We start from the raw sequence: 18,401 nt of genomic DNA on the forward strand, positions 1-18,401 counted from the left end.
CACTCCTCAGTCCCCTCTTGTTTTTCGAAGCTAGCCTAGGAAGGCTCAAAGGGTGAATATTTATTCTGCTAATACTCATTTAACCAACCCTGAAAGGGTTAAACGTGATTAGCCCCGGGTGTAGTGCAGCGAAACCCAGGGTAGTAGAGAGCACATACATCCCCGCCGAATAAAGAGCGTTGATTGAAATGAAGAATTTAGATGAGGCGGTACGACTCAAGGACGACTTTTGATAGCAATCCGAGTGAATCGTTTGATTTCGAGGTTTAAACCAAACCTTTTGAACACACCCCTCAATCCCCTCTCCCCGAAGCACTCGGGGCAGGCGTGAGGGGAGGTCATTGTCACATATGCCGAATGAATCATTCGTCTGACGGCGGGAAGCCGTCGGACGAGGTTCTTTTACCCTGCGGCGTAGGCACGCACATCGGCCATATCTACCATCAGGTCGAAGAGGGCGGTGTTTCGTACGAATGTAGGGATTCGATCACTTCCGGGGCCCCAGGCAGCTATCTCTACATAATCGGCAGTGTGACTCGTACTGATAAAATTGATTCCGTTGTAGTTGGCCAGCACACCCGACAACACACCCGATGGCTGCTGACGATTCTGGAACGGTGAGCGGAATGTTCCCTGAAAAGCCTGTTTCAGCATCAATCCCTGTTCCCGGGTAATTTTGGTGTTCATAGCGTACTCCACGTGGTCCATAATATCCTTTACAGTAACACCTTTAAGTGAATCATCCGACCAGTGATAACCCATCTCACTGTACATCCACTCAAAACTGTGGCGGTAATCCTGAATCGTATCCAGCATGGCAGGTGAGTCACCGTAACCGGAGCCAAGCCCGCTCAGTCCGGGATTTGCATTACCATGATCTGTCGTCAGAATAACCAGTGTATCATCACGGCCATCGGTAAAATCCATCACTTCTTTGATGGTGTCATCAAAAGCGATCTGATCATAAATCAGTCCGGCAGGGTCATTACCGTGTGCGGCGTGATCCACCCGTCCACCTTCAACCTGAAGAATAAATCCATCCTGGTTTCTGTTCAATCTGTCCAATGCTGTTTTTGTCATCTCGGCGAGCGTGGGAACCCTCTCCTGAAGTTCAGGCAGTGTATTGTGATCAACCATGTATGGAAGGTGAGAGTCGTAAAACAGGCCCAGAAGTTTACTGTTCCTGGTAGCGCGATTCATCTCTGTCTTACTTCTGGCCACCGTGTAACCGTTCTGCTCAAAGACAGAGTAGAGGTCCTTTCCGTCGTCCCGGCTATCTGCCGAAAAGTGACGGGCGCCTCCACCCATCAGCAGATCATATCCCCGCTCTGCATACTGCTCAGCAATTTCATCCTCCTGGCCTCGCGACGGCATATTAATTCCAAATCCTGAAGGAGTGGCGTGGGTTATACGCGCTGAGGTTACCAATCCGGTTGCCTTACCCGCATCACGGAATATTTCACAAATCGTTTTATACTCTTCGCCTTTGGGTCCTGTATTTAAGGCTCCATTGTTAATTCGGTTACCGCTTCCCCATGATGATGCTGCCGCGGCTGATCCGGTTACTACAGAGTTCAATGATGCCATATCCATCAGCCCGCGATGATACTCACGGTCAGACTCATACAGTTTAATCCAATTGGTTTTTTCTCCGTACTGCCGCTGTTTTAGCAGGTCGGCCAGTGCCAGGGTACCCGCGCTCATCCCATCCACAACCAGAAAGATGACATTTTTTGCATCCCCAAAGGATGATTTTTTTGTATCCGGTTTTTGAAATGTTCGTCCGAGTGCCCCGGTTCCCAATGCAGCGGTAGACATGGCCCCGGCTTTCAAAAATTCTAATCGGCTAAATCCTTTTTTACTCATGGATGTTTGTTTGTGTTTTGGAAAAATCAGGTTTAATAAAGTTATCTTATAAAAAACGAACTCCCTGACTAAAAGGCGAATCAAGAAATTGTTAAATCTTTTACGAAATCAATTACGCTTATCTTTCAGAAGATTGAGCCTGGTTTGTTGTATTTCTTCTTCAGATTGTTCATCTCCTGTATAGAGAGCCCGTTCCCAGGAACCGTAATTTGGGTTGGGCAGCACAAACCACTTAACCCCCCAGTGATCCGAATATTGCTCAGCTAGTGCTTTTCGTTCGTCAATAGAAATTCCGCGCGCCGGCACAAAATCATTCAGATCATCGCCAAAAAGCATCAAAACCCTGAAATTTTCAGTAACCCTTTTTCTTCTGTTTACTTTTGCTGATGTCCAGTCGGGTTGGCCGCCATTGCTCATTACCGAACCTTCTTCAACAGGGAAGCCCAACTCAACTAAATTTTGCTCCGTATAGGGCTGAACTTCTGCATCCCGATTGGTGATATAGTAAACGGCAATTCCAAGATCATTTGCGGCATTCGTAAGCTCCACAGCTCCTTTTATTGCTTCAGCTTCGGCCTCCCGCACCCAGTTGTTCCACGTTACGGCGTCAAATCCGGTTTGATCCAAAATACCCCTCGCTTCGTAAAAAGAGTTATCGATGGCGGTCTCATCCAGGTCCAGAATAATGGCCGGTGGTTTGTCGAAATAGGGATCTTCCTGTTCCAAAGAAGCCGTCCATGAAGAATCTTCAAGAGCAACCGGAAGAAGTGTTTCAGCCGTATTGTACGCCTGATACGTTAGAGCTTCGTACTCTGCGGCCGTCTGAATCCAAAGAGTGGAGTAGAGGGTATTGTTGGAATAATCTACGGTCTGGTTTGAGGTTTGACAAGCCGTAAACAGGGCGATGAATAGAACTGGCAGTACACTTTTTTTCATGTTGTTAACCGATTTTCTGGTCTGATTAATAAACGTTGAGTTACTTATTAACCTGAGTTCGACTCTGAGACAATGACATCAAAAGTCCCCCTAAGCAAAGGGGGATTGAGGGGGATGTTCATAACATTTATGAAAAACCCGATAGACACCCCTCTGCATCTCCCCTTGTTAGGGGAGAATTCTTCATTGGTTCAAATAAGATTATTAATCGAATTGAGGTTATTAAGAACATCTTTAAAATACAAAACCCATTGACCAAAAATGAGTAAAACACATTTTCATTCCGGGTATTTAGCTCTTGTTCATTTTCATTATATTTTAAATAATATAAGTTCGACATAAAAATCTTGAGTATGATTATCCACTCTTTAAGGAGGAGTTGGGGGAGGCAACCTTGTTGATTTCAGATTTCAAACCTGATCCGATTTCGGTTTCAACCACCCCTAAATCCCCTCCTTGAAAAAGGAGGGGACTTTTTCAATGACTTTATATTCATTTTATATCGAACTTTCGTTTAATATGTATCCATTAAACCGTAACGAAAAGAATAAAACTATGAAGTTGAGAGTACATGATAGAGCTCCCAATCAGACAAGTTTGGCTAAAATTTTCAGCCTGCTGATTGGGTTTACATTTTTACTTTCATTTTCGGCATTACAGGCTCAGGGCGTAACCCCGGAGCATATTGCCAAAATGAAATCCGTTTCCGGATCGGTTATTTCCGATGATGGCAGTCATATCGCCTACACCGTGAGCGTACCGGCCGATCCATACGAAGAGAATGCCGGCAACAGCAATCATCTCTACGTATTAGATGTAGCCGAGGGCACCACCAAGCCTTATTACACATCCGGTTCGGTAGCATCCGTACAGTTCAGACCTAATCATAACAGTATCTCGTTCCTGGCCAGCCGCGACGGAGATAACGGCCGGGCACTGTATGAGCTGCCGCTGGATGGAGGAGAAGCTGTGCAGCTTTTCAGTTTTGAGCGCAATATTGTTTCCTATACCTGGCACAACGATGGAAATCACGTAGCCTTTACCGCTTTTAATGCTGCTGAGGAATCGGAATCTCCGCTGCCGTACACAGCCGATGTGTATGAAGAGAATCAAACCAATCGAATAGCATACATTACCAATGTAACTGTTGATGACCATGAACCTCATCAGCTGAATGTAGACGGCTCCATCTACATGGTTGAGTGGAGTCCGGACGGAAGCAAGCTGGCCGTATCTGCAGCGCCAACTCCCGAGGTGGATGACTTCTACATGAAGCAGCAAATTTTTATCGTAGACTACCGCTCCCGAGATATTATTGCAGAGATAAACAATGAAGGGAAACTTGGCGAGTTCAAGTGGAGCCCGAACGGTGAGCAGCTGGCCTTGAGAACCGCCTACGATATCAACGACCCGACGGACGGGCGCCTTAAAATTGTATCTGCCGAAGGAGGAACTCCCGAGAACATTGATGAAGATTTTGATGGAAAGTATGAGCAGATCGAGTGGACATCCAACAACGAAATCCACTTTGTTGCCAGCCAGGGCACCAACACCATGATTGGTTCCATCCGTCCGAACGGATCCAACAAGAACGTGCTTTTTAATGCCGATGCACATGCTATTTCCTCATTTTCTCGATCCGCAAACGGAACCATCTCTTTTGTAGCCAGCTCACCGGAGCACCCGAATGAACTGTTTACACTAAGCCGCGGACAAAATGCACAGCCGCAAAAAGTAACCGACCACAATCCGTGGCTCGAAGAGGTTGAACTGGGCAACCAGGAAGTTGTTCGATACACTGCCCGCGACGGTGAATTTGAAATAGAAGGAATGCTGATGTACCCGCTTGGCTATGAAGATGGAAATCGCGTTCCCGTCATCACGGTTGTTCACGGTGGACCGGAAGCACATTACAGCAATGGCTGGCTGACCGGCTACTCCAGTCCGGGACAGATGGCTACCGCAAAAGGATATGCCGTTTTTTATCCGAACTATCGCGGAAGCACCGGACGCGGCGTTGAATTTGCCTACAGCAGCCAGGGTGATCTTGCCGGAAAAGAGTTTGATGATGTAGTGGACGGCGTAGACTACCTGATTGACCAGGGAATTGCCGATGGCGACCGAGTTGGTGTTACCGGCGGATCTTACGGCGGATACGCTTCTGCCTGGATGAGCACCTACTATAGCGACCGCTTTGCCGCATCCGTAATGTTTGTGGGAATCAGCAACAACCTCTCAAAATGGGGAACCAGCGACATTCCGAATGAACTCTACCTGGTTCACTCACGCGAGCGCATGTGGGACTCTGATGAGAAATGGATGGACTACCTGAAACGAAGCCCGATCTACTGGGTTGACCGAGCGGAAACTCCAACACTGATTATGCACGGCGCCAACGATACACGTGTACATCCTGCACAGTCGCTCGAGCTTTATCGACATCTGAAAGTTCGCAAACCGGATGTACCGGTTCGCCTGGTCTGGTACCCCGGTGAAGGACACGGCAACAGTCGATCAGCTTCCAAATTCGACTATAACCACCGAATGCTGGAATGGTTTGATGCCTACCTGATGACGGGCGATGCATCCGCGGAAATGCCGCACTGGGATGCGCCAATTCCAACACACGACTGAGGCAGGTGCTATAATGTGGTCTAGCAGCAGACCCAAAAAATCCCCTCCTTAAAAAAGGAGGGGCTGGGGGTGGTTGTAGTTTTTTTGAATAAAACTCAATTTTTTATTTGCCCCATTTCAAGAGTCAAATAATAGAAATGAATTCACAACCCGGACTGATGAGCCCGGGTTTTTTTATGCTCACTTTTCGTCCAACGGGCTTTTTACACCATGTCCACCCCTATTGAGCACATGTAGGTAAATAGAGGTTGTATTGAGACTTTTGTGACCTAAAAGATCTTGTACTGTTCTAATATCATATCCACCCTGAAGTAAATGCGTAGCAAAAGAATGACGAAATGTATGAGGGGTTACGCGTTTCGGAATATTCAGCTTTTTTGAAATCCGGCTCAGCTCACGCCTAATATTTCTTGCCGAAATATGGTATCGATGCCTAACACCGGAGCGAGGTTCTTTTCGCCTGTATCTGGACGGGAAAAGATATTGCCATATAAATTCGCTTTCGGCCCCGGGATACTTTTTTGACAGGGCATTCGGCAGAATCGTCTTCCCAAAACCTTTTCTCAAATCTGACCGATGAAGTCGTCTCACTTTCTCGATATGAATTTTTAGTTTTGGTATTACCCTTTCAGGCAGCATCGTAATACGATCTTTCCTGCCTTTTCCATTCCAAACTGTTAATTGACGGTAGTCAAAATCAATATCCTGAACTCTAAGGCTAAGCGCCTCAGATACACGTAACCCGGCACCGTAAATAAGTTCCATAACCAATTGGTTAACGCCATCCAGTTCATTGATAGTCGCAAGGGCTTGTTCTTTAGAAAGAACGACAGGAAGTCTCTTCGGTTTTTTTGCCCTCTTCAGATTATTCAGTTCTCCGACTGGAATTTTCAGCACATGTTCATAGAGAAAAATGAGAGCTGAAAGCGCCTGATTTTGAGTTGATGCGGCTAAGTTGCATTCATTAGCCAGGTAGTTCAGATATTTCACAATATCACGGTTTCCCAAATCGCGGGGATGAGTAAGGTTGTGATACCGAACATATCGAATGACCCACTGACAATATGATTGTTCCGTGCTATAACTATAGTTTCGTCTTCTGATTTCTCTTTTAACTCTGTCTAACAGTTTATGTTTACCCATAGCTTTTACATGTAAGAGTGTAAAAATCCATTTCCCTTACATAAAAAGATAAAAACTATTATTTAACCCTTTTACCTAACCTTTTTATTTAACCTGAAAGACTTTTATTTAACCAATTTATATTTCTAATTGCTGAATTAGACGCTTTCAACTATTATGTAACCAATTTAAGCACTAAGCTTAAATTGAATAAATACATGTTATGCAACCCAAACAAATAATGCTATGAAGATTTTAAAAGAGAAAAAATGGGGTATTAACTTTGAGACAGTAAATTGTCCACAATGCGATGAAAGAATGTCCAAGACCCGTACTCCTGATAATCTGCGTCAACTGCTTTGGGGAGGTTGGAAATGTCCTGTATGCGGTTGCGAGATGGACAAATGGGGAAAACCGATTGATGAAAAACAAAAACAACAAATGGGTTAGCATAACAATGTGTTTCCTGCTGACTTGTTCAGATTTTTTGCTCAACATTTGAGTTAGTAGCCCCACAGCAGAATTGCCAAACCGTTATACTGCTTAGCGAGCCTATTCTAAACATTAAATTTTGAGCTTCTTATTAGATTTATTACTATTGTTTTAGTAGATATATCTTATTCAACCCATATTTAGATTAGTTTACATGGTACACTTCGCGAAATTTTTCTTAAAAAGAGCTTCCGTACTCAGTTTGTTGTTACTATTTACAGTCCAATGTTCACAAGATCCAGATACACCATTGGTACTTGATATAGAATACGAAGAGACCCTATTGCTTGGTACAGATGACAGCGAAGCACCTGATCATAAAATATTCAGAAGTGTTACCCACGTTGAAGTTGATGATCAAGGGTGGATGTATGTAGTTAATTCCGGGGAATCTTCCATTCGGGTTTTTGATGATAATGGCGACTTTCAATCCAGTTTTGGCAGTCAAGGATCCGGCCCGGGTGAATTTCAAGCGATTAGCTCGCTTTTTATTGACTCACACAATCGACTATTAATTGTGGATTCTAACCAGGCCAGAATTACCGCCTATTCATTGGATGGGAATTTTCTTTCAACATGGCAATTACCCTCCATTACCCGTGTACATCAGATCGCAGAACTGTCGAATAGTAAATTTGCACTCGTTGGTCAACACAATGATAAGATGATACACATAACCGACGACGAATTTTCAACCATCGAAGCCAGTTTTATGCCTGTTCAAGATCTACTTACATCAAATGAAAGAGAAGAAAGAGTATTGCTTCAATTTTTCCCAGGCTCCATTGCGGTGTTGCCCGATCTATCCATTGCATACGCTCCGGCTCTTTACGGAGGTGAGCTATTTGTTTATAGCGCCACTCAAAAGGGAAACTGGAATTTAACAAAGACAATCGAAGGCCAAAGTTTTCACATTCAACCCGCAAGTTTCACAGCTTTTGATCAGGCAGATCGAGTTGACATGCCCATTACATTTCCCGAAGAGGGGCGGTATGCAGCTCAGTTTCATTCTTTTTCACAAGGAATCTTTTCAATTGATGATCTATTGGTTCACTATTCATTTCAGGAGTCAAATGATGGGGAACTTGAATTACGCTCTGAACATTTTACTATGGATGGAGATCGTATAGGAACAGCATTTATAGACAAAATGGAAAGGTTGAGTGTCTCTATTCTAAACCTTGATGATCAGGCTAATCTTTACCTCTCCGACAGCAGGGACTTTCCAAAACTACGCAGATTAAAAGTCATAGATTGAAGCTTCCAAAATATTTAATATTAGTTGCCAAAGAAAAGCATTTCAGCAGTATAACCTCTTTAAAAAGGACTTTGTCAAGGGCATATAGTTTCCCCACCGTCAATTAACGTTCTCATTCATTCTCTTCAGCATTCTGACATTAATTGCATACTAATGGAAAGACCGGTCATTGATCTTTAGCTGACACTACCGGCGTCCAAACATCTTTACGGGCTTACTTCCGGCACTACGGCCGAATCTGTTCTGGATTAACCTGAACGATCCCAGATCTAAAACCGAACCAACAACCCATGTCCCAATCAAGCGGTGCGAACTTGGCTGCTTTGTAAAAGCAGTGTCTCTGTTATGCGCCCGGGCTTATGGGTTGTGGCCAGTAGTTTTGAGTGGTAATTCTTGTCATTCTGCCTTTATATCCTTTATACTCTTCGCCTTTACTAAGCATCTGCCAGACAATCCTGGCCAGCTCTTTACCCACCACCGTTCGAGCGACTTATTTGCCGCTACGCCGCTTCACTTTCTTGAAGTGTTCCTTTAATCCCGATAGGCGACTATGGCCGCCTGGTTGAAGGCGATGCGCAGATACCGGTTGCCATCTTTGTTTTTGCTGCGATGGCGATGTTTACCGCCCGAATCCTTACTCCCCGGTACCCGCCTGCAATAACTGACGAATTGTTTATCCGATGGAAACCGAGCAATGTCGCCAATCTCAGCCACCACCGTCCAGGCGCAGACCAGCCCGAATCCGGGAAGGACCTTGAGTCGTTCTACATTCTCGTGAAAACCGGTTTGTTGCTCAATGGCCTGCTCCAGGGCAATAATATGATTCTGTGTCAAACGGATCTGATCCAGTAGCGGCTGCGTCTCCATCCATGCTACCTCGGGGAGCTGTTGCTGTAGAAATTCACCCAGCCGGTCCAGATACCGCCAGCCTACATCCTGTACAAGGACATTATACTTGGCGGCAACATGCCAAAGGCTGGACTGTAAACTTGAGCGGCGTTCGATCATGCGAAGCCGACCACGGGTGAGTTCGCGCAGGTCACGCTGTTCTTTCCGGCACTGATGAGCTTCGGGAATCAAGCCAACCCGAAGTAGATCTGCCAGCGTCCGTGCATCCACGGAGTCGGTTTTCACCTTTGCATAGCTGATGGCCTTGAGCATCTTGGCGTGGGCCAGAGTTAATGGCACTTGGTGTGCGTTGCACCAGTCTGCCACCCAATACCAGTAGCTGGTGCACTCCACCACAGACTGTACCGGCTCGTTAAATTGCCGAAAAAACTAGCTTAAATTTGCAGGCGTATTGTTCACCTTTTCTTCCGCCAGCAACTTTCCGTTGTCAATTATTGCTACAAGAGTCATATTACGGCTATGTAAATCGTTTCCAACGTGAATCATGACGTCCTCCTTAGTTTGGTTAGTGTGGTAACTACAATCTAGGTGGGGACGTCCTTTTTGTAAAGATCAAGCGTTTTAAATTGGACGCGGACGGGGTGCGATGGAAACTTATTTACCAAGAATAAATTTCGCTACTTCAACTAAATTTTAATCCCCGCGCCGTTTAAACGCTGGGCCGATCTATTAACCCCTGATAAAGAAATAATAAGGTATTTGCAGTACCGGGGTAATCTGCTAAATATGTATCTTGTTGTTTTAGAATCGAACTCAGGCAGATGCAGAAAAAGCACGAAAAGTTACTTCCCATTATTATATCCCTGCTGCTGCCGGGGCTTAATATTTTAAACAACTCCCTGTTCCAGGAAAATTGGGACTTGGTTGCAATTATACCAACCTGGCTGTTTACCTCTGCGATTTTACTGGGCTTATGGTATATCAATGACAAACTATGGCCCCGCAACACCGTGCCAATCAATTACATCAAAGTGGGAGCGGGGAATATTACCGCTATCGGATTGGCAATCGGGATACAGCAGATCCTCTCTTTTACCGGGATTATTTTCCCTGGCAGGCCCCCGGCGTGGAGCCTTGGATTACGATTGCTGGTGGCATCCGCATTATTTATCACTATTCAGCAGATGCTGCGATCTGTGAGGGAAAATGAACGGCTTCGGAGCGAAAACTATGCTCTGCAATCCGAAAATTACCGGGCACAGCTTGAACAGTTGAAAAAGCAGCTCAATCCCCATTTCCTGTTCAATTCGCTGAGTACTCTCCGTACGGTCATCCGTTCGGACAAAGATCAATCCGAGGAGTTTGTGTTAAAACTGTCTGATGTGTACCGCCAGATACTGCAAACACGAGAATCACATCAGATCACCTTAGAAGAGGAACTCAACTTTTTGAATAACTATCTCTACTTATTAAACGTACGCTTTGACAGTGCCTTGTCGGTAACCATCGACACCCGGCCGGAATCGATGCACGATTCGCTGCCGGTATTTGCTCTGCAGTTGCTGGTTGAAAATTGTATTAAACACAATGTAATTTCAGAGCAACAACCGTTAATTATCCGGATTTTTCAGGAAGATGCAAAAAGTATCACGGTGGCAAACAACTACCAGCCCCAAAAAACGGAACAGCAATCTTTTCGGATGGGACAAGAAAACCTTAAGAAACGCTACAATCTGATTGGGATACCAGACGGGGTTGAGATCCGGCAAAACAAAGAAGAATACTCAGTGACCATTAAACTGTTTTAGTTGTGAATGTTTTAATCGTTGAAGACGAAAAAAAGACCGCAGAACTGCTCAAGGAGCTCATCGAAGAGCGATCCGATTATCTGGTCGTCCACACCTGCCCGGGCATTGAAAGTACAGTGACGTATCTTAAGAAGCATCAAAATAAACTGGATCTCATATTCATGGATATCCAGCTGGCAGACGGCGAAAGTTTTGCGATTTTTGAGGAAGCAGAGGTTCGTATCCCGGTAATTTTTTGTACAGCCTACGACCAGCACGTACTAAAAGCGTTCAAGAGCAACGGCATCGATTACATTTTAAAACCGTTTAAAGAAGAAGATATCCACAAGGCGCTTGAGAAAGTAGAGGCCATGAAATCGTCCCTGTCCAAAGGAATTGCACCTGATGCTCAGACCATTAAATACCTGTTTGCAGAAGAGCCTGCCTACCAAAAAACATTTCTTGTTCGCCACCAGGAAAATATGGTACCGGTCCGGGTATCAGATATTGCCTTTGTGTATCTGGCCAATGAAATGGTGAACATCTACAATTTTAAGGGCCGGAAAAATGTCATTTTTAAAAGCCTGGAAGAGATTGAATCATCAGTCGATCCGGCGCAGTTTTTTCGTATCAACCGGCAGATGATTGTGAATCGGGATGCCATCAAGGAAATTTCCCCATACTTCAAGCGCAAAGTAATCGTCAAACTACCGTTTGATATCCCCGAAAAAGCCGTCGTCAGCCGTCTGAAAGTTGCCACGTTTTTGGACTGGATGGAAAAGCCGGTATAAGCCTGTCAATTCAAACGGCTGGATGTACCGTTCAGTTGCCAATCTGTTCAATAGAGTACCTTTTTCCTTCCTTTAGGGTCCACAACGCTTCATATTTGCACTAGGAACAGTCCCAAGTTTATCACGCTTTCTGTTTCGAAAAAGCATAAAGATAACAGTACATATTAATGCAAATATTCCATGAAGCGATTACTACTCTTTTTATTTGCCCTGTTAGCCAGCCAGGTAACCCTGGGGCAGTCAGCCGACCAAATTGCCGGCATCTGGATCACCGAAAATGAGAAAGCCCATGTCGAAATATATAAGCAATCTGGGCAGTACTTTGGAAAGATTATCAGGGTTGAGGGGATAGATGATACTACCTCAACCGCCTCATCAAAGGATCCAAATTCCAACTTAAACCGTGAATCGGTTCTGGGCACAATTCTTTTGTCAGATGTTACTTACGATAAGGGAAAATGGCAGGGTACGCTCTACATACCGAAGAAAGATCGAGAAGTAAAATGCACCCTGGAACTTGTTAATGAGGATGAACTGAAAATTACGGTCTCCAGGTTTTTTCGCTCCTCATCCAAAACATGGACCCGGTTATGAAAGTGAAAAATCACATATTACCACTGCTATTTTTTTGCTTTTATGCCTTTCCAACGCTTGCCCAGCAGCCCGATTCGCTGCACCAACTGAAGCTGCAATCGGTGCAGGTGGCCATCGAGTTTGCCCTTGAAAACAATCCTGACCTGGACGTCTACAACTTGAATTACCAGAAGGCACGCAAGGAGGTCTCCATCTCTAAGAGTAGCCGCTATCCTACAGTCTCCGGCACGTTTACCGGTCAGTATAACCGGGACCTGCCTACCTCTGTGCTTCCGGGCGAAATCTTTGGACAGCCCGGTCAAACGATAGAAACCCAATTCGGGCAGGAATACAATTTTAATACCGGCGTTACCATTTCAAAAAACATCCTGGACTGGCAGTCGCGTATGAAAACAAAGATTGCCGAAGCCCAAGTCATGATTACCGAAGCAGAGACCGACCTCTACAGGCAGCATCTGAGCGAGCAGGTTGCCTTCTACTATTACACGGCAATTATTACCCAGAAAGCAATTCAGATCAGCGAGAAAGATCGGAGTATCGCCGACAGCCTGCTTTTTTTGACGCGGCAGAATTTTGAGAAAGGTATGGTTGATCGCTCTGCTTTAAACCACGCCAAAATCAACGTGAATAACATCGCGCAGAGTATCTCCGAAAGCACCTCGATGTACGATCAGGCTGTTTCCAGCTTAAAGATACTGCTGGGGCTGGAAGCCAATGCTGACATTCATTTTGAGGATCAGGCGGCCATTACATCCGCAGTCCTGCCCGACTCTCCACAGATCGAAGCAGACAAGGAGCTTGATTTGTTCATACAACAAACCGATCAAACCCTGGTTAATGTTCGTCTACAAAAGACGGCATATCTGCCCAAGCTCTCATTAACCTCTTATTGGGGCCAGCAGCAGTTCCGCGATGATTTCGGCCTTTCTTTTAGCGACAGTGACTGGAATCCATACAGTTATATCGGGTTCAGCCTGTCGGTACCCATCTTTAATGGATTTGCAAAAAGGAATCAGGTCAATGTTGCAAAGATTGAGCGGTCCATCGCTCAGCAAAACCTGCAGCAGGTACAGATTCAATCTGAAATCCAGGATCAACTACTTCTAAGTAACTACCGTAATAGCCTTTCACAAGTTGAATCGGCATATGATACCTACCAGCTTTGGGATCAGAACCGTACGCTTGCATTGCAAAAATATGAGAAGGGACTGATTTCGCTCGCAGATTATTTCAAAACGTTTGAAGACTACCTAAAGGCTGAAAACAACTATCTGAATACCCTTTCAAGCATGTACAGTTATTATTCAACCATCATTTCAAGACAATAGAGTCATGAAAACCCCAACACTATTCCTCTTCCTTTTTGTTTGTTACCTGAGCTTCGCGTTTACCGGTTGCTCAGACAACCAAACCACCCGTCCCGAGCGAAAAACGATCCTCGATGCGGTATTTGCCAGCGGTCATATTACCACGTCGGATGAATACCTGGTGACCTCTTTTGCCGAGGGGTACCTGCAGCAATCCTACGTACAGGAAGGTGACTCGGTCACCTCGGGAATGCCCCTGTTTCAACTTTCCAGCGACGTACAGTCGGCCAACCTGGAGATTGCCGAGGCCAATTACCGTGATGCCAAACGCAAGGCTCAAGCCGATTCCCCTGAACTGCAGCAAGCGAAACTGCAGGTGGAGCAGGCGCAAAAACAATTGGAGCTAGACCGGAAAATCCTCGATCGCTATTCCGAGCTCGTAACTACCGAAGCCGTATCACAATTGGATTATGAAAAAGCACAGCTTCAGCACGAGAGCTCGCAGAAGAACGTCGAGATCCTCGAAAAGTCACTGGCAGATCTGCAATACGCCCTTGAGTTAAACCTGCTGAATGCGGAAAAACAGTTTGACATTCAACGCGAAAGCAGTCATGATTATGTACTCAGCGCTTCCACCAACGGACAGGTACTGAATGTTTTCAAAAGTCAGGGTGAACTGGTGCGCCGCGGCGAGACAATTGCACAAATCGGTGGTGGTGAAACACTCATCAAACTCTATATAGCCGAGGAAGATATCGACGAGATTGCGCTGGGACAGGAAGCGGTCATCTCCCTGAATACCCATCCCGACCGGACCTACAAAGCAAACATTAGTAAAATATATCCTGCGTTTAATGAGCAAGAGCAATCATTTATCGTGGAAGCCCAATTCTCTGATGATCTTCAAACGCTGTTCCCCGGCACCCAACTGCAGGCCAACATCATCATCCAGCAAAAAGAGGACGTCCTGGTAATTCCAGCTGTTTATTTGATGGAGGGAGATACTGTTTTAAGTCGAACAGGGAATAAAATTCCTATTAAAACAGGCATCAAAAATACCGAATGGGTGGAGATTACGAGCGGCATTGATACTACGGACACTATAATGCTTAAACTATGAGATTATTTCCAATAAATTCTACCAACACGAAGATTGCTCTGGTGCATCTAACCTCTCGACTAAAGCAGTTGCTGGTAGCGGTATTGAGTGTGACCTTCGGGATATCCATGTATATCTTTTTGAATGGATTTCTCAACGGTGTTAACGATACGCAGACCGAACTGGCCTTTAGCACCATGGCTCACATCCGCATATACAACGATCTGCCTGAGGACAAAACCAACCTGCTGGAGATGGCCCCAGATAACACCGTGGCGGTGAATATTCGGAATCCACGGGTCATCAAGTATACTGAAGGCATCCAAAATGCAGACCAATACGTTAGGGTGGCCGAGCGGCAACCGGAAGTGAAGGCGGTTTCAAAACAGGTAAACATCAATATCTTCTATCGAAATGGTGCCATACAGGTGAACGGGCAATTATCGGGAGTTGATGTAGCAAGCGAGGACAAGCTGTTCGATACTTCAAAATATGTCACCAGCGGCTCATGGGAAAATCTTTCTACGCGCAGCAATGGCATTGTACTTGGCAAAGGTCTGGCTCGCAAGCTGAGTCTGAATATGGGGGATCGCGTTCAGGTGACCACCGCTGACGGCTTATCCAAAAGCTATGAGATTGTAGGGTTGTTGGAAACCTCCATTATAAGCGTGGACAATTCCAAAGGGTATATACGAATCTCATCTGCCCGCCAGCTGCTCTCCAAGAACATGAGCTATGTAACCGACATACAGGTAAACGTCCGGGATTTCAATAAGTCGGAACAGACGGCGACTACCCTTTCCCGGGTGATACCCTACAAGGTGGAACCCTGGATGGAAGCCAGCGGCCAGTTGGAAGCGGGTAGTGAATTGCGGGATATTCTCGGAATAGCTGTTTCTCTGACTATTTTGCTGGTTGCCGGCTTCGGTATCTATAACATCATGAATATGACCGTGAATGAGAAGATTAAAGAGATCGCCATATTAAAAGCGATGGGATTTGACGGTGACGATATTGTAGAAATATTCCTGACCCAGTCTGTGATTATCGGTTTGTTGGGCGGAATCGTCGGCATGGCTTTTGGGTATGTGGTCTCAAGACTTATTAACAACATTCCTTTCAATGTCGCCGGCCTGGAGGTGCTGCCGATGACCTACAACCTCGACGATTACGGGCTAGCCTTCATGTTCGGACTCATCACCACATTTATAGCAGGCTACCTGCCGGCGCGGAAAGCCGCTAGCATTGATCCTGTAGAAATTATAAGAGGATAATCATGAATAATTACGCTTTATCAGTCCAACATATTTCCAAGTTTTTTTATGAACCCAAAAAATTCCAGGTACTAAAAGACATCAGCTTCGATGTGAAGCAGGGCGAATTCCTGGCCTTGATTGGCAAATCCGGTTCTGGTAAGTCAACTCTACTGTATGTGCTTTCCACTATGGATACCGATTATGACGGATCCATTTCGATTAACGGAACGATGCTGAAGGGGAAAAGCCAAAATGACCTGGCTGCATTTCGTAACCGCAATATCGGTTTTGTATTCCAGTTCCATTATCTGCTACCGGAATTTTCGGCCCTGGATAATGTGATGCTGCCTGCACTGAAATTGAAGCAGAAACCCGATGAACAAATTCGGGAAGAGGCACTCGAAAATTTGAACCTCCTGGGGATCAAAGACCAGGCGTTCAAATTGGCCAGCAAACTATCCGGCGGACAGCAGCAACGGGTGGCCATTGCACGGGCACTCATCAATGAGCCTGCAATTATCATGGGAGATGAACCTACCGGTAACCTTGACTCAGAAAATACCAAAATCGTCTTTGACATATTTCGTCAACTTGCCAGAGACCGGGGGCAGACGATAATTGCTGTAACCCATGATGATGATTTCGCCGACAACTGCGACCGGGTAATTGAGCTCGCGGACGGGAAGTTGTATCGCTAAATATTTTATTGCTAAGTGCTGTAAATGTTTACAACATGTTATGTCTCGTTGGAGTCAGCGTAATTTGAATTTAAGAATACTAAAATCATAAATCCTAGCCCACTAAACAGCGCATTAACTTGGACGAGCCTCGCCTATTCTCTGCCGCTCTTGGTTTTTATGACTCATCATTCGTTAGTTGCTAATTCAACAGTAATCCGTACGCCAGTTATGCGCCATACTGTTATGCCCTCACAAAACAATTTCGTTGCATGGATACCGTTAATCCATTAATTTAAGGAATGATCAAATCATTCGGAGATAAAGCAACCTCAGATCTGTTTCATGGCAACTCAAGCAGTAAGGTCAGGAAGCTTCCGACCCAAATTCTTGAATCTGCCACCTATAAACTAGATATCCTGAATGCAGCCACTTCTCTTGATGATTTGAGTTCACCACCCGGCAACAGGCTGGAAGCATTGCGGGGTGATTACAAAGGTTTTCATAGTATTCGAATCAACGCCCAATGGAGAATCGTATTCCGCTGGCAGGATTCAAGTGCTTATGACGTTGCCATTGCCGATTATCATTAATGAATAACATGAATGAATCATCATGATTCCAAAAAACAGAGTAACCACACATCCCGGAACCATCCTACTCAAAGAGTATCTTGAACCGATGGGTTTGACCCAAAAGGAATTGGCAGATCATCTTGATATACCGATTCAAAGAGTTAACGAAATTGTAAGAGGTAAAAGAGGAGTCTCTCCGGATACAGCATGGCTACTATCCGAGGCGTTCGATACCTCTCCTGAATTTTGGCTGAATTTACAGTCTATGCACGATCTGTCATCAAATCGTCCAAACAGACACATCAAATCCCTAAAAACTGTTCAGGCATAACCAGCGGTTTGTGCGGATTCGTATTAGCTTTGGGGCTATGGAATATTTTTCAGCTCAACGCACAACCGCCAAACCGTTAATTGAACATTACAAGAAAAAACTTGGTGCCACGCATTTCAAAGGACAACGAATGTACATCGAAACCGTTAACGCATTGAAGCTTGTGAAAAAATATTTTAAGGATTAATCCCATGGCTATAGTTAAAGAACCCAAAGGAATTGATTTCGTTGTTAAGTCAGAACCCTGGTCTGATGAAGAGCTGAAGGAGTTCAGGAAACTGATGAAGAAGCAGAAGTCTGAGCTTGGTGAAAAAATGCGATCGAAGATCAAAGAGAACTATAAAAAAGTTTCTAAGCAACCAGCATAGCTTCCACTCACCTTTCCTGTGCTACACCAAATAACCAGCGGCTCAAGCGGATGAGTTTGCAGTTTGGGGCTTTGGATAATTGATCGACTCGCCGCAGAAATACCGCACTGTTATGTAACCTAACTTTATACTTGTTCCCAATAATGGAACTTTCTATATTCATCTATGCGAGTATTTGCCCGAAAAACATTACGCGAATTTTGGATTAATCATTCGGACAGTGAAGATGCATTAAAGGCGTGGTTTTCTGAAGCTGAAAATTCTCAATGGGAATCTCCAGCAGATATAAAGAATAATTATCCATCTGCCAGTATTCTTCCTGACAATCGAGTGGTTTTCAATATTAAGGGCAATAACTATCGGTTAGTAGTCAAAATTAATTATGACTACGGACAGGTATTCATCCGTTTTGTAGGTACTCATGCCGAATACGACAAAATTGATGCAACGACAATTTAA

The 18,401-nt window shown here is 45.0% G+C and carries 18 protein-coding genes and 1 pseudogene; 14 read left to right on the forward strand and 5 right to left on the reverse strand.

Going from position 1 to position 18,401, the window contains the following annotated elements; translation table 11 throughout:
• Nucleotides 1-402 precede the first annotated feature (402 nt).
• The gene (locus tag CWD77_RS14600; protein WP_101074333.1) at nt 403-1,866 is read right to left on the reverse strand and encodes an alkaline phosphatase; all 1,464 of its coding nucleotides are present in this window, start codon (nt 1,864-1,866) and stop codon (nt 403-405) included.
• A 108-nt stretch (nt 1,867-1,974) separates the two neighbouring features.
• Entirely contained in the window at nt 1,975-2,802 is an 828-nt protein-coding gene (locus tag CWD77_RS14605) for a 5'-nucleotidase, lipoprotein e(P4) family (RefSeq protein WP_101074334.1), read from the reverse strand.
• Nucleotides 2,803-3,357: 555 nt separating this feature from the next.
• Here CWD77_RS14605 and CWD77_RS14610 point away from each other — a divergent pair.
• Entirely contained in the window at nt 3,358-5,436 is a 2,079-nt protein-coding gene (locus CWD77_RS14610) for a S9 family peptidase (RefSeq protein WP_165779162.1), read from the forward strand.
• A 180-nt stretch (nt 5,437-5,616) separates the two neighbouring features.
• On the opposite strand, the gene CWD77_RS14615 is transcribed toward CWD77_RS14610, so the two are convergent.
• On the reverse strand, nt 5,617-6,579 hold the full coding sequence (locus CWD77_RS14615; RefSeq protein WP_101074336.1) for an integron integrase: 963 nt from the start codon (nt 6,577-6,579) through the stop codon (nt 5,617-5,619).
• Nucleotides 6,580-6,804: 225 nt separating this feature from the next.
• On the opposite strand from CWD77_RS14615, the gene CWD77_RS14620 reads away from it, so the two are divergent.
• Nucleotides 6,805-7,008: a hypothetical protein gene (locus CWD77_RS14620; RefSeq protein WP_101074337.1), complete on the forward strand. Its 204-nt coding sequence runs from the start codon at nt 6,805-6,807 to the stop codon at nt 7,006-7,008.
• Between the two features lie 292 nt (nt 7,009-7,300).
• Nucleotides 7,301-8,308 (forward strand): 6-bladed beta-propeller, encoded by a 1,008-nt coding sequence (locus tag CWD77_RS14625; RefSeq protein WP_165779163.1) that lies wholly within the window; start codon nt 7,301-7,303, stop codon nt 8,306-8,308.
• Between the two features lie 343 nt (nt 8,309-8,651).
• On the opposite strand, the gene CWD77_RS15725 is transcribed toward CWD77_RS14625, so the two are convergent.
• Together CWD77_RS15725 and CWD77_RS14630 are read right to left on the reverse strand one after the other, a co-directional pair.
• Nucleotides 8,652-8,786: a hypothetical protein gene (locus CWD77_RS15725; protein ID WP_276307526.1), complete on the reverse strand. Its 135-nt coding sequence runs from the start codon at nt 8,784-8,786 to the stop codon at nt 8,652-8,654.
• Nucleotides 8,787-8,839: 53 nt separating this feature from the next.
• Nucleotides 8,840-9,562, reverse strand: a pseudogene (locus CWD77_RS14630) (IS110 family RNA-guided transposase); the annotation flags it as partial.
• 416 nt (nt 9,563-9,978) lie between these two features.
• Between CWD77_RS14630 and CWD77_RS14635 the strand changes: the two are divergent.
• The 11 genes from CWD77_RS14635 (at nt 9,979) to CWD77_RS14680 (ending at nt 18,401) form a co-directional block, all read left to right on the forward strand.
• The gene (locus CWD77_RS14635) at nt 9,979-10,965 is read left to right on the forward strand and encodes a sensor histidine kinase (RefSeq protein ID WP_101074340.1); all 987 of its coding nucleotides are present in this window, start codon (nt 9,979-9,981) and stop codon (nt 10,963-10,965) included.
• 2 nt (nt 10,966-10,967) lie between these two features.
• Nucleotides 10,968-11,735, forward strand: a complete 768-nt coding sequence (locus tag CWD77_RS14640; protein ID WP_101074341.1) for a LytR/AlgR family response regulator transcription factor — start codon at nt 10,968-10,970, stop codon at nt 11,733-11,735.
• A gap of 180 nt (nt 11,736-11,915) precedes the next feature.
• Entirely contained in the window at nt 11,916-12,329 is a 414-nt protein-coding gene (locus CWD77_RS14645; protein ID WP_101074342.1) for a DUF2147 domain-containing protein, read from the forward strand.
• On the forward strand, nt 12,326-13,657 hold the full coding sequence (locus tag CWD77_RS14650) for a TolC family protein (RefSeq protein ID WP_165779164.1): 1,332 nt from the start codon (nt 12,326-12,328) through the stop codon (nt 13,655-13,657). Before CWD77_RS14645 ends, CWD77_RS14650 begins: the two co-directional genes overlap by 4 nt.
• Nucleotides 13,658-13,661: 4 nt before the next feature.
• The gene (locus CWD77_RS14655; RefSeq protein ID WP_101074344.1) at nt 13,662-14,756 is read left to right on the forward strand and encodes an efflux RND transporter periplasmic adaptor subunit; all 1,095 of its coding nucleotides are present in this window, start codon (nt 13,662-13,664) and stop codon (nt 14,754-14,756) included.
• Nucleotides 14,753-16,009 carry an ABC transporter permease gene (locus CWD77_RS14660; protein ID WP_101074345.1) on the forward strand — a complete coding sequence of 419 codons (1,257 nt, stop codon included), beginning with the start codon at nt 14,753-14,755 and terminating at the stop codon, nt 16,007-16,009. The genes CWD77_RS14655 and CWD77_RS14660 overlap by 4 nt, the downstream gene beginning before the upstream one ends.
• A 2-nt stretch (nt 16,010-16,011) precedes the next feature.
• A complete protein-coding gene (locus CWD77_RS14665) occupies nt 16,012-16,689 on the forward strand; it encodes an ABC transporter ATP-binding protein (protein WP_101074346.1) in 678 nt (225 codons plus the stop codon).
• 281 nt (nt 16,690-16,970) lie between these two features.
• Nucleotides 16,971-17,261 (forward strand): type II toxin-antitoxin system RelE/ParE family toxin, encoded by a 291-nt coding sequence (locus tag CWD77_RS14670; protein WP_101074347.1) that lies wholly within the window; start codon nt 16,971-16,973, stop codon nt 17,259-17,261.
• 22 nt (nt 17,262-17,283) lie between these two features.
• Nucleotides 17,284-17,574 carry a HigA family addiction module antitoxin gene (locus CWD77_RS14675; protein WP_069129901.1) on the forward strand — a complete coding sequence of 97 codons (291 nt, stop codon included), beginning with the start codon at nt 17,284-17,286 and terminating at the stop codon, nt 17,572-17,574.
• 191 nt (nt 17,575-17,765) lie between these two features.
• Nucleotides 17,766-17,942 (forward strand): hypothetical protein, encoded by a 177-nt coding sequence (locus tag CWD77_RS15585; protein WP_165779165.1) that lies wholly within the window; start codon nt 17,766-17,768, stop codon nt 17,940-17,942.
• A gap of 165 nt (nt 17,943-18,107) precedes the next feature.
• Nucleotides 18,108-18,401 carry a type II toxin-antitoxin system HigB family toxin gene (locus CWD77_RS14680; protein WP_101074348.1) on the forward strand — a complete coding sequence of 98 codons (294 nt, stop codon included), beginning with the start codon at nt 18,108-18,110 and terminating at the stop codon, nt 18,399-18,401.

The organism is Rhodohalobacter barkolensis (genome assembly GCF_002834295.1).
GTDB classification, from domain to species: Bacteria; Bacteroidota; Rhodothermia; order Balneolales; family Balneolaceae; genus Rhodohalobacter; species Rhodohalobacter barkolensis.

Excerpts from the sequence above, each read along its gene's own strand:
- CWD77_RS14600 (WP_101074333.1), bottom strand. The coding sequence starts at position 1,866 with ATGAGTAAAAAAGGATTTAGCCGATTAGAATTTTTGAAAGCCGGGGCC.
- CWD77_RS14605 (WP_101074334.1), bottom strand. The coding sequence starts at position 2,802 with ATGAAAAAAAGTGTACTGCCAGTTCTATTCATCGCCCTGTTTACGGCT.
- CWD77_RS14610 (WP_165779162.1), top strand. The coding sequence starts at position 3,358 with ATGAAGTTGAGAGTACATGATAGAGCTCCCAATCAGACAAGTTTGGCT.
- CWD77_RS14615 (WP_101074336.1), bottom strand. The coding sequence starts at position 6,579 with ATGGGTAAACATAAACTGTTAGACAGAGTTAAAAGAGAAATCAGAAGA.
- CWD77_RS14620 (WP_101074337.1), top strand. The coding sequence starts at position 6,805 with ATGAAGATTTTAAAAGAGAAAAAATGGGGTATTAACTTTGAGACAGTA.
- CWD77_RS14635 (WP_101074340.1), top strand. The coding sequence starts at position 9,979 with ATGCAGAAAAAGCACGAAAAGTTACTTCCCATTATTATATCCCTGCTG.
- CWD77_RS14645 (WP_101074342.1), top strand. The coding sequence starts at position 11,916 with ATGAAGCGATTACTACTCTTTTTATTTGCCCTGTTAGCCAGCCAGGTA.
- CWD77_RS14650 (WP_165779164.1), top strand. The coding sequence starts at position 12,326 with ATGAAAGTGAAAAATCACATATTACCACTGCTATTTTTTTGCTTTTAT.
- CWD77_RS14655 (WP_101074344.1), top strand. The coding sequence starts at position 13,662 with ATGAAAACCCCAACACTATTCCTCTTCCTTTTTGTTTGTTACCTGAGC.
- CWD77_RS14660 (WP_101074345.1), top strand. The coding sequence starts at position 14,753 with ATGAGATTATTTCCAATAAATTCTACCAACACGAAGATTGCTCTGGTG.
- CWD77_RS14665 (WP_101074346.1), top strand. The coding sequence starts at position 16,012 with ATGAATAATTACGCTTTATCAGTCCAACATATTTCCAAGTTTTTTTAT.
- CWD77_RS14670 (WP_101074347.1), top strand. The coding sequence starts at position 16,971 with ATGATCAAATCATTCGGAGATAAAGCAACCTCAGATCTGTTTCATGGC.
- CWD77_RS14675 (WP_069129901.1), top strand. The coding sequence starts at position 17,284 with ATGATTCCAAAAAACAGAGTAACCACACATCCCGGAACCATCCTACTC.
- CWD77_RS15585 (WP_165779165.1), top strand. The coding sequence starts at position 17,766 with ATGGCTATAGTTAAAGAACCCAAAGGAATTGATTTCGTTGTTAAGTCA.
- CWD77_RS14680 (WP_101074348.1), top strand. The coding sequence starts at position 18,108 with ATGCGAGTATTTGCCCGAAAAACATTACGCGAATTTTGGATTAATCAT.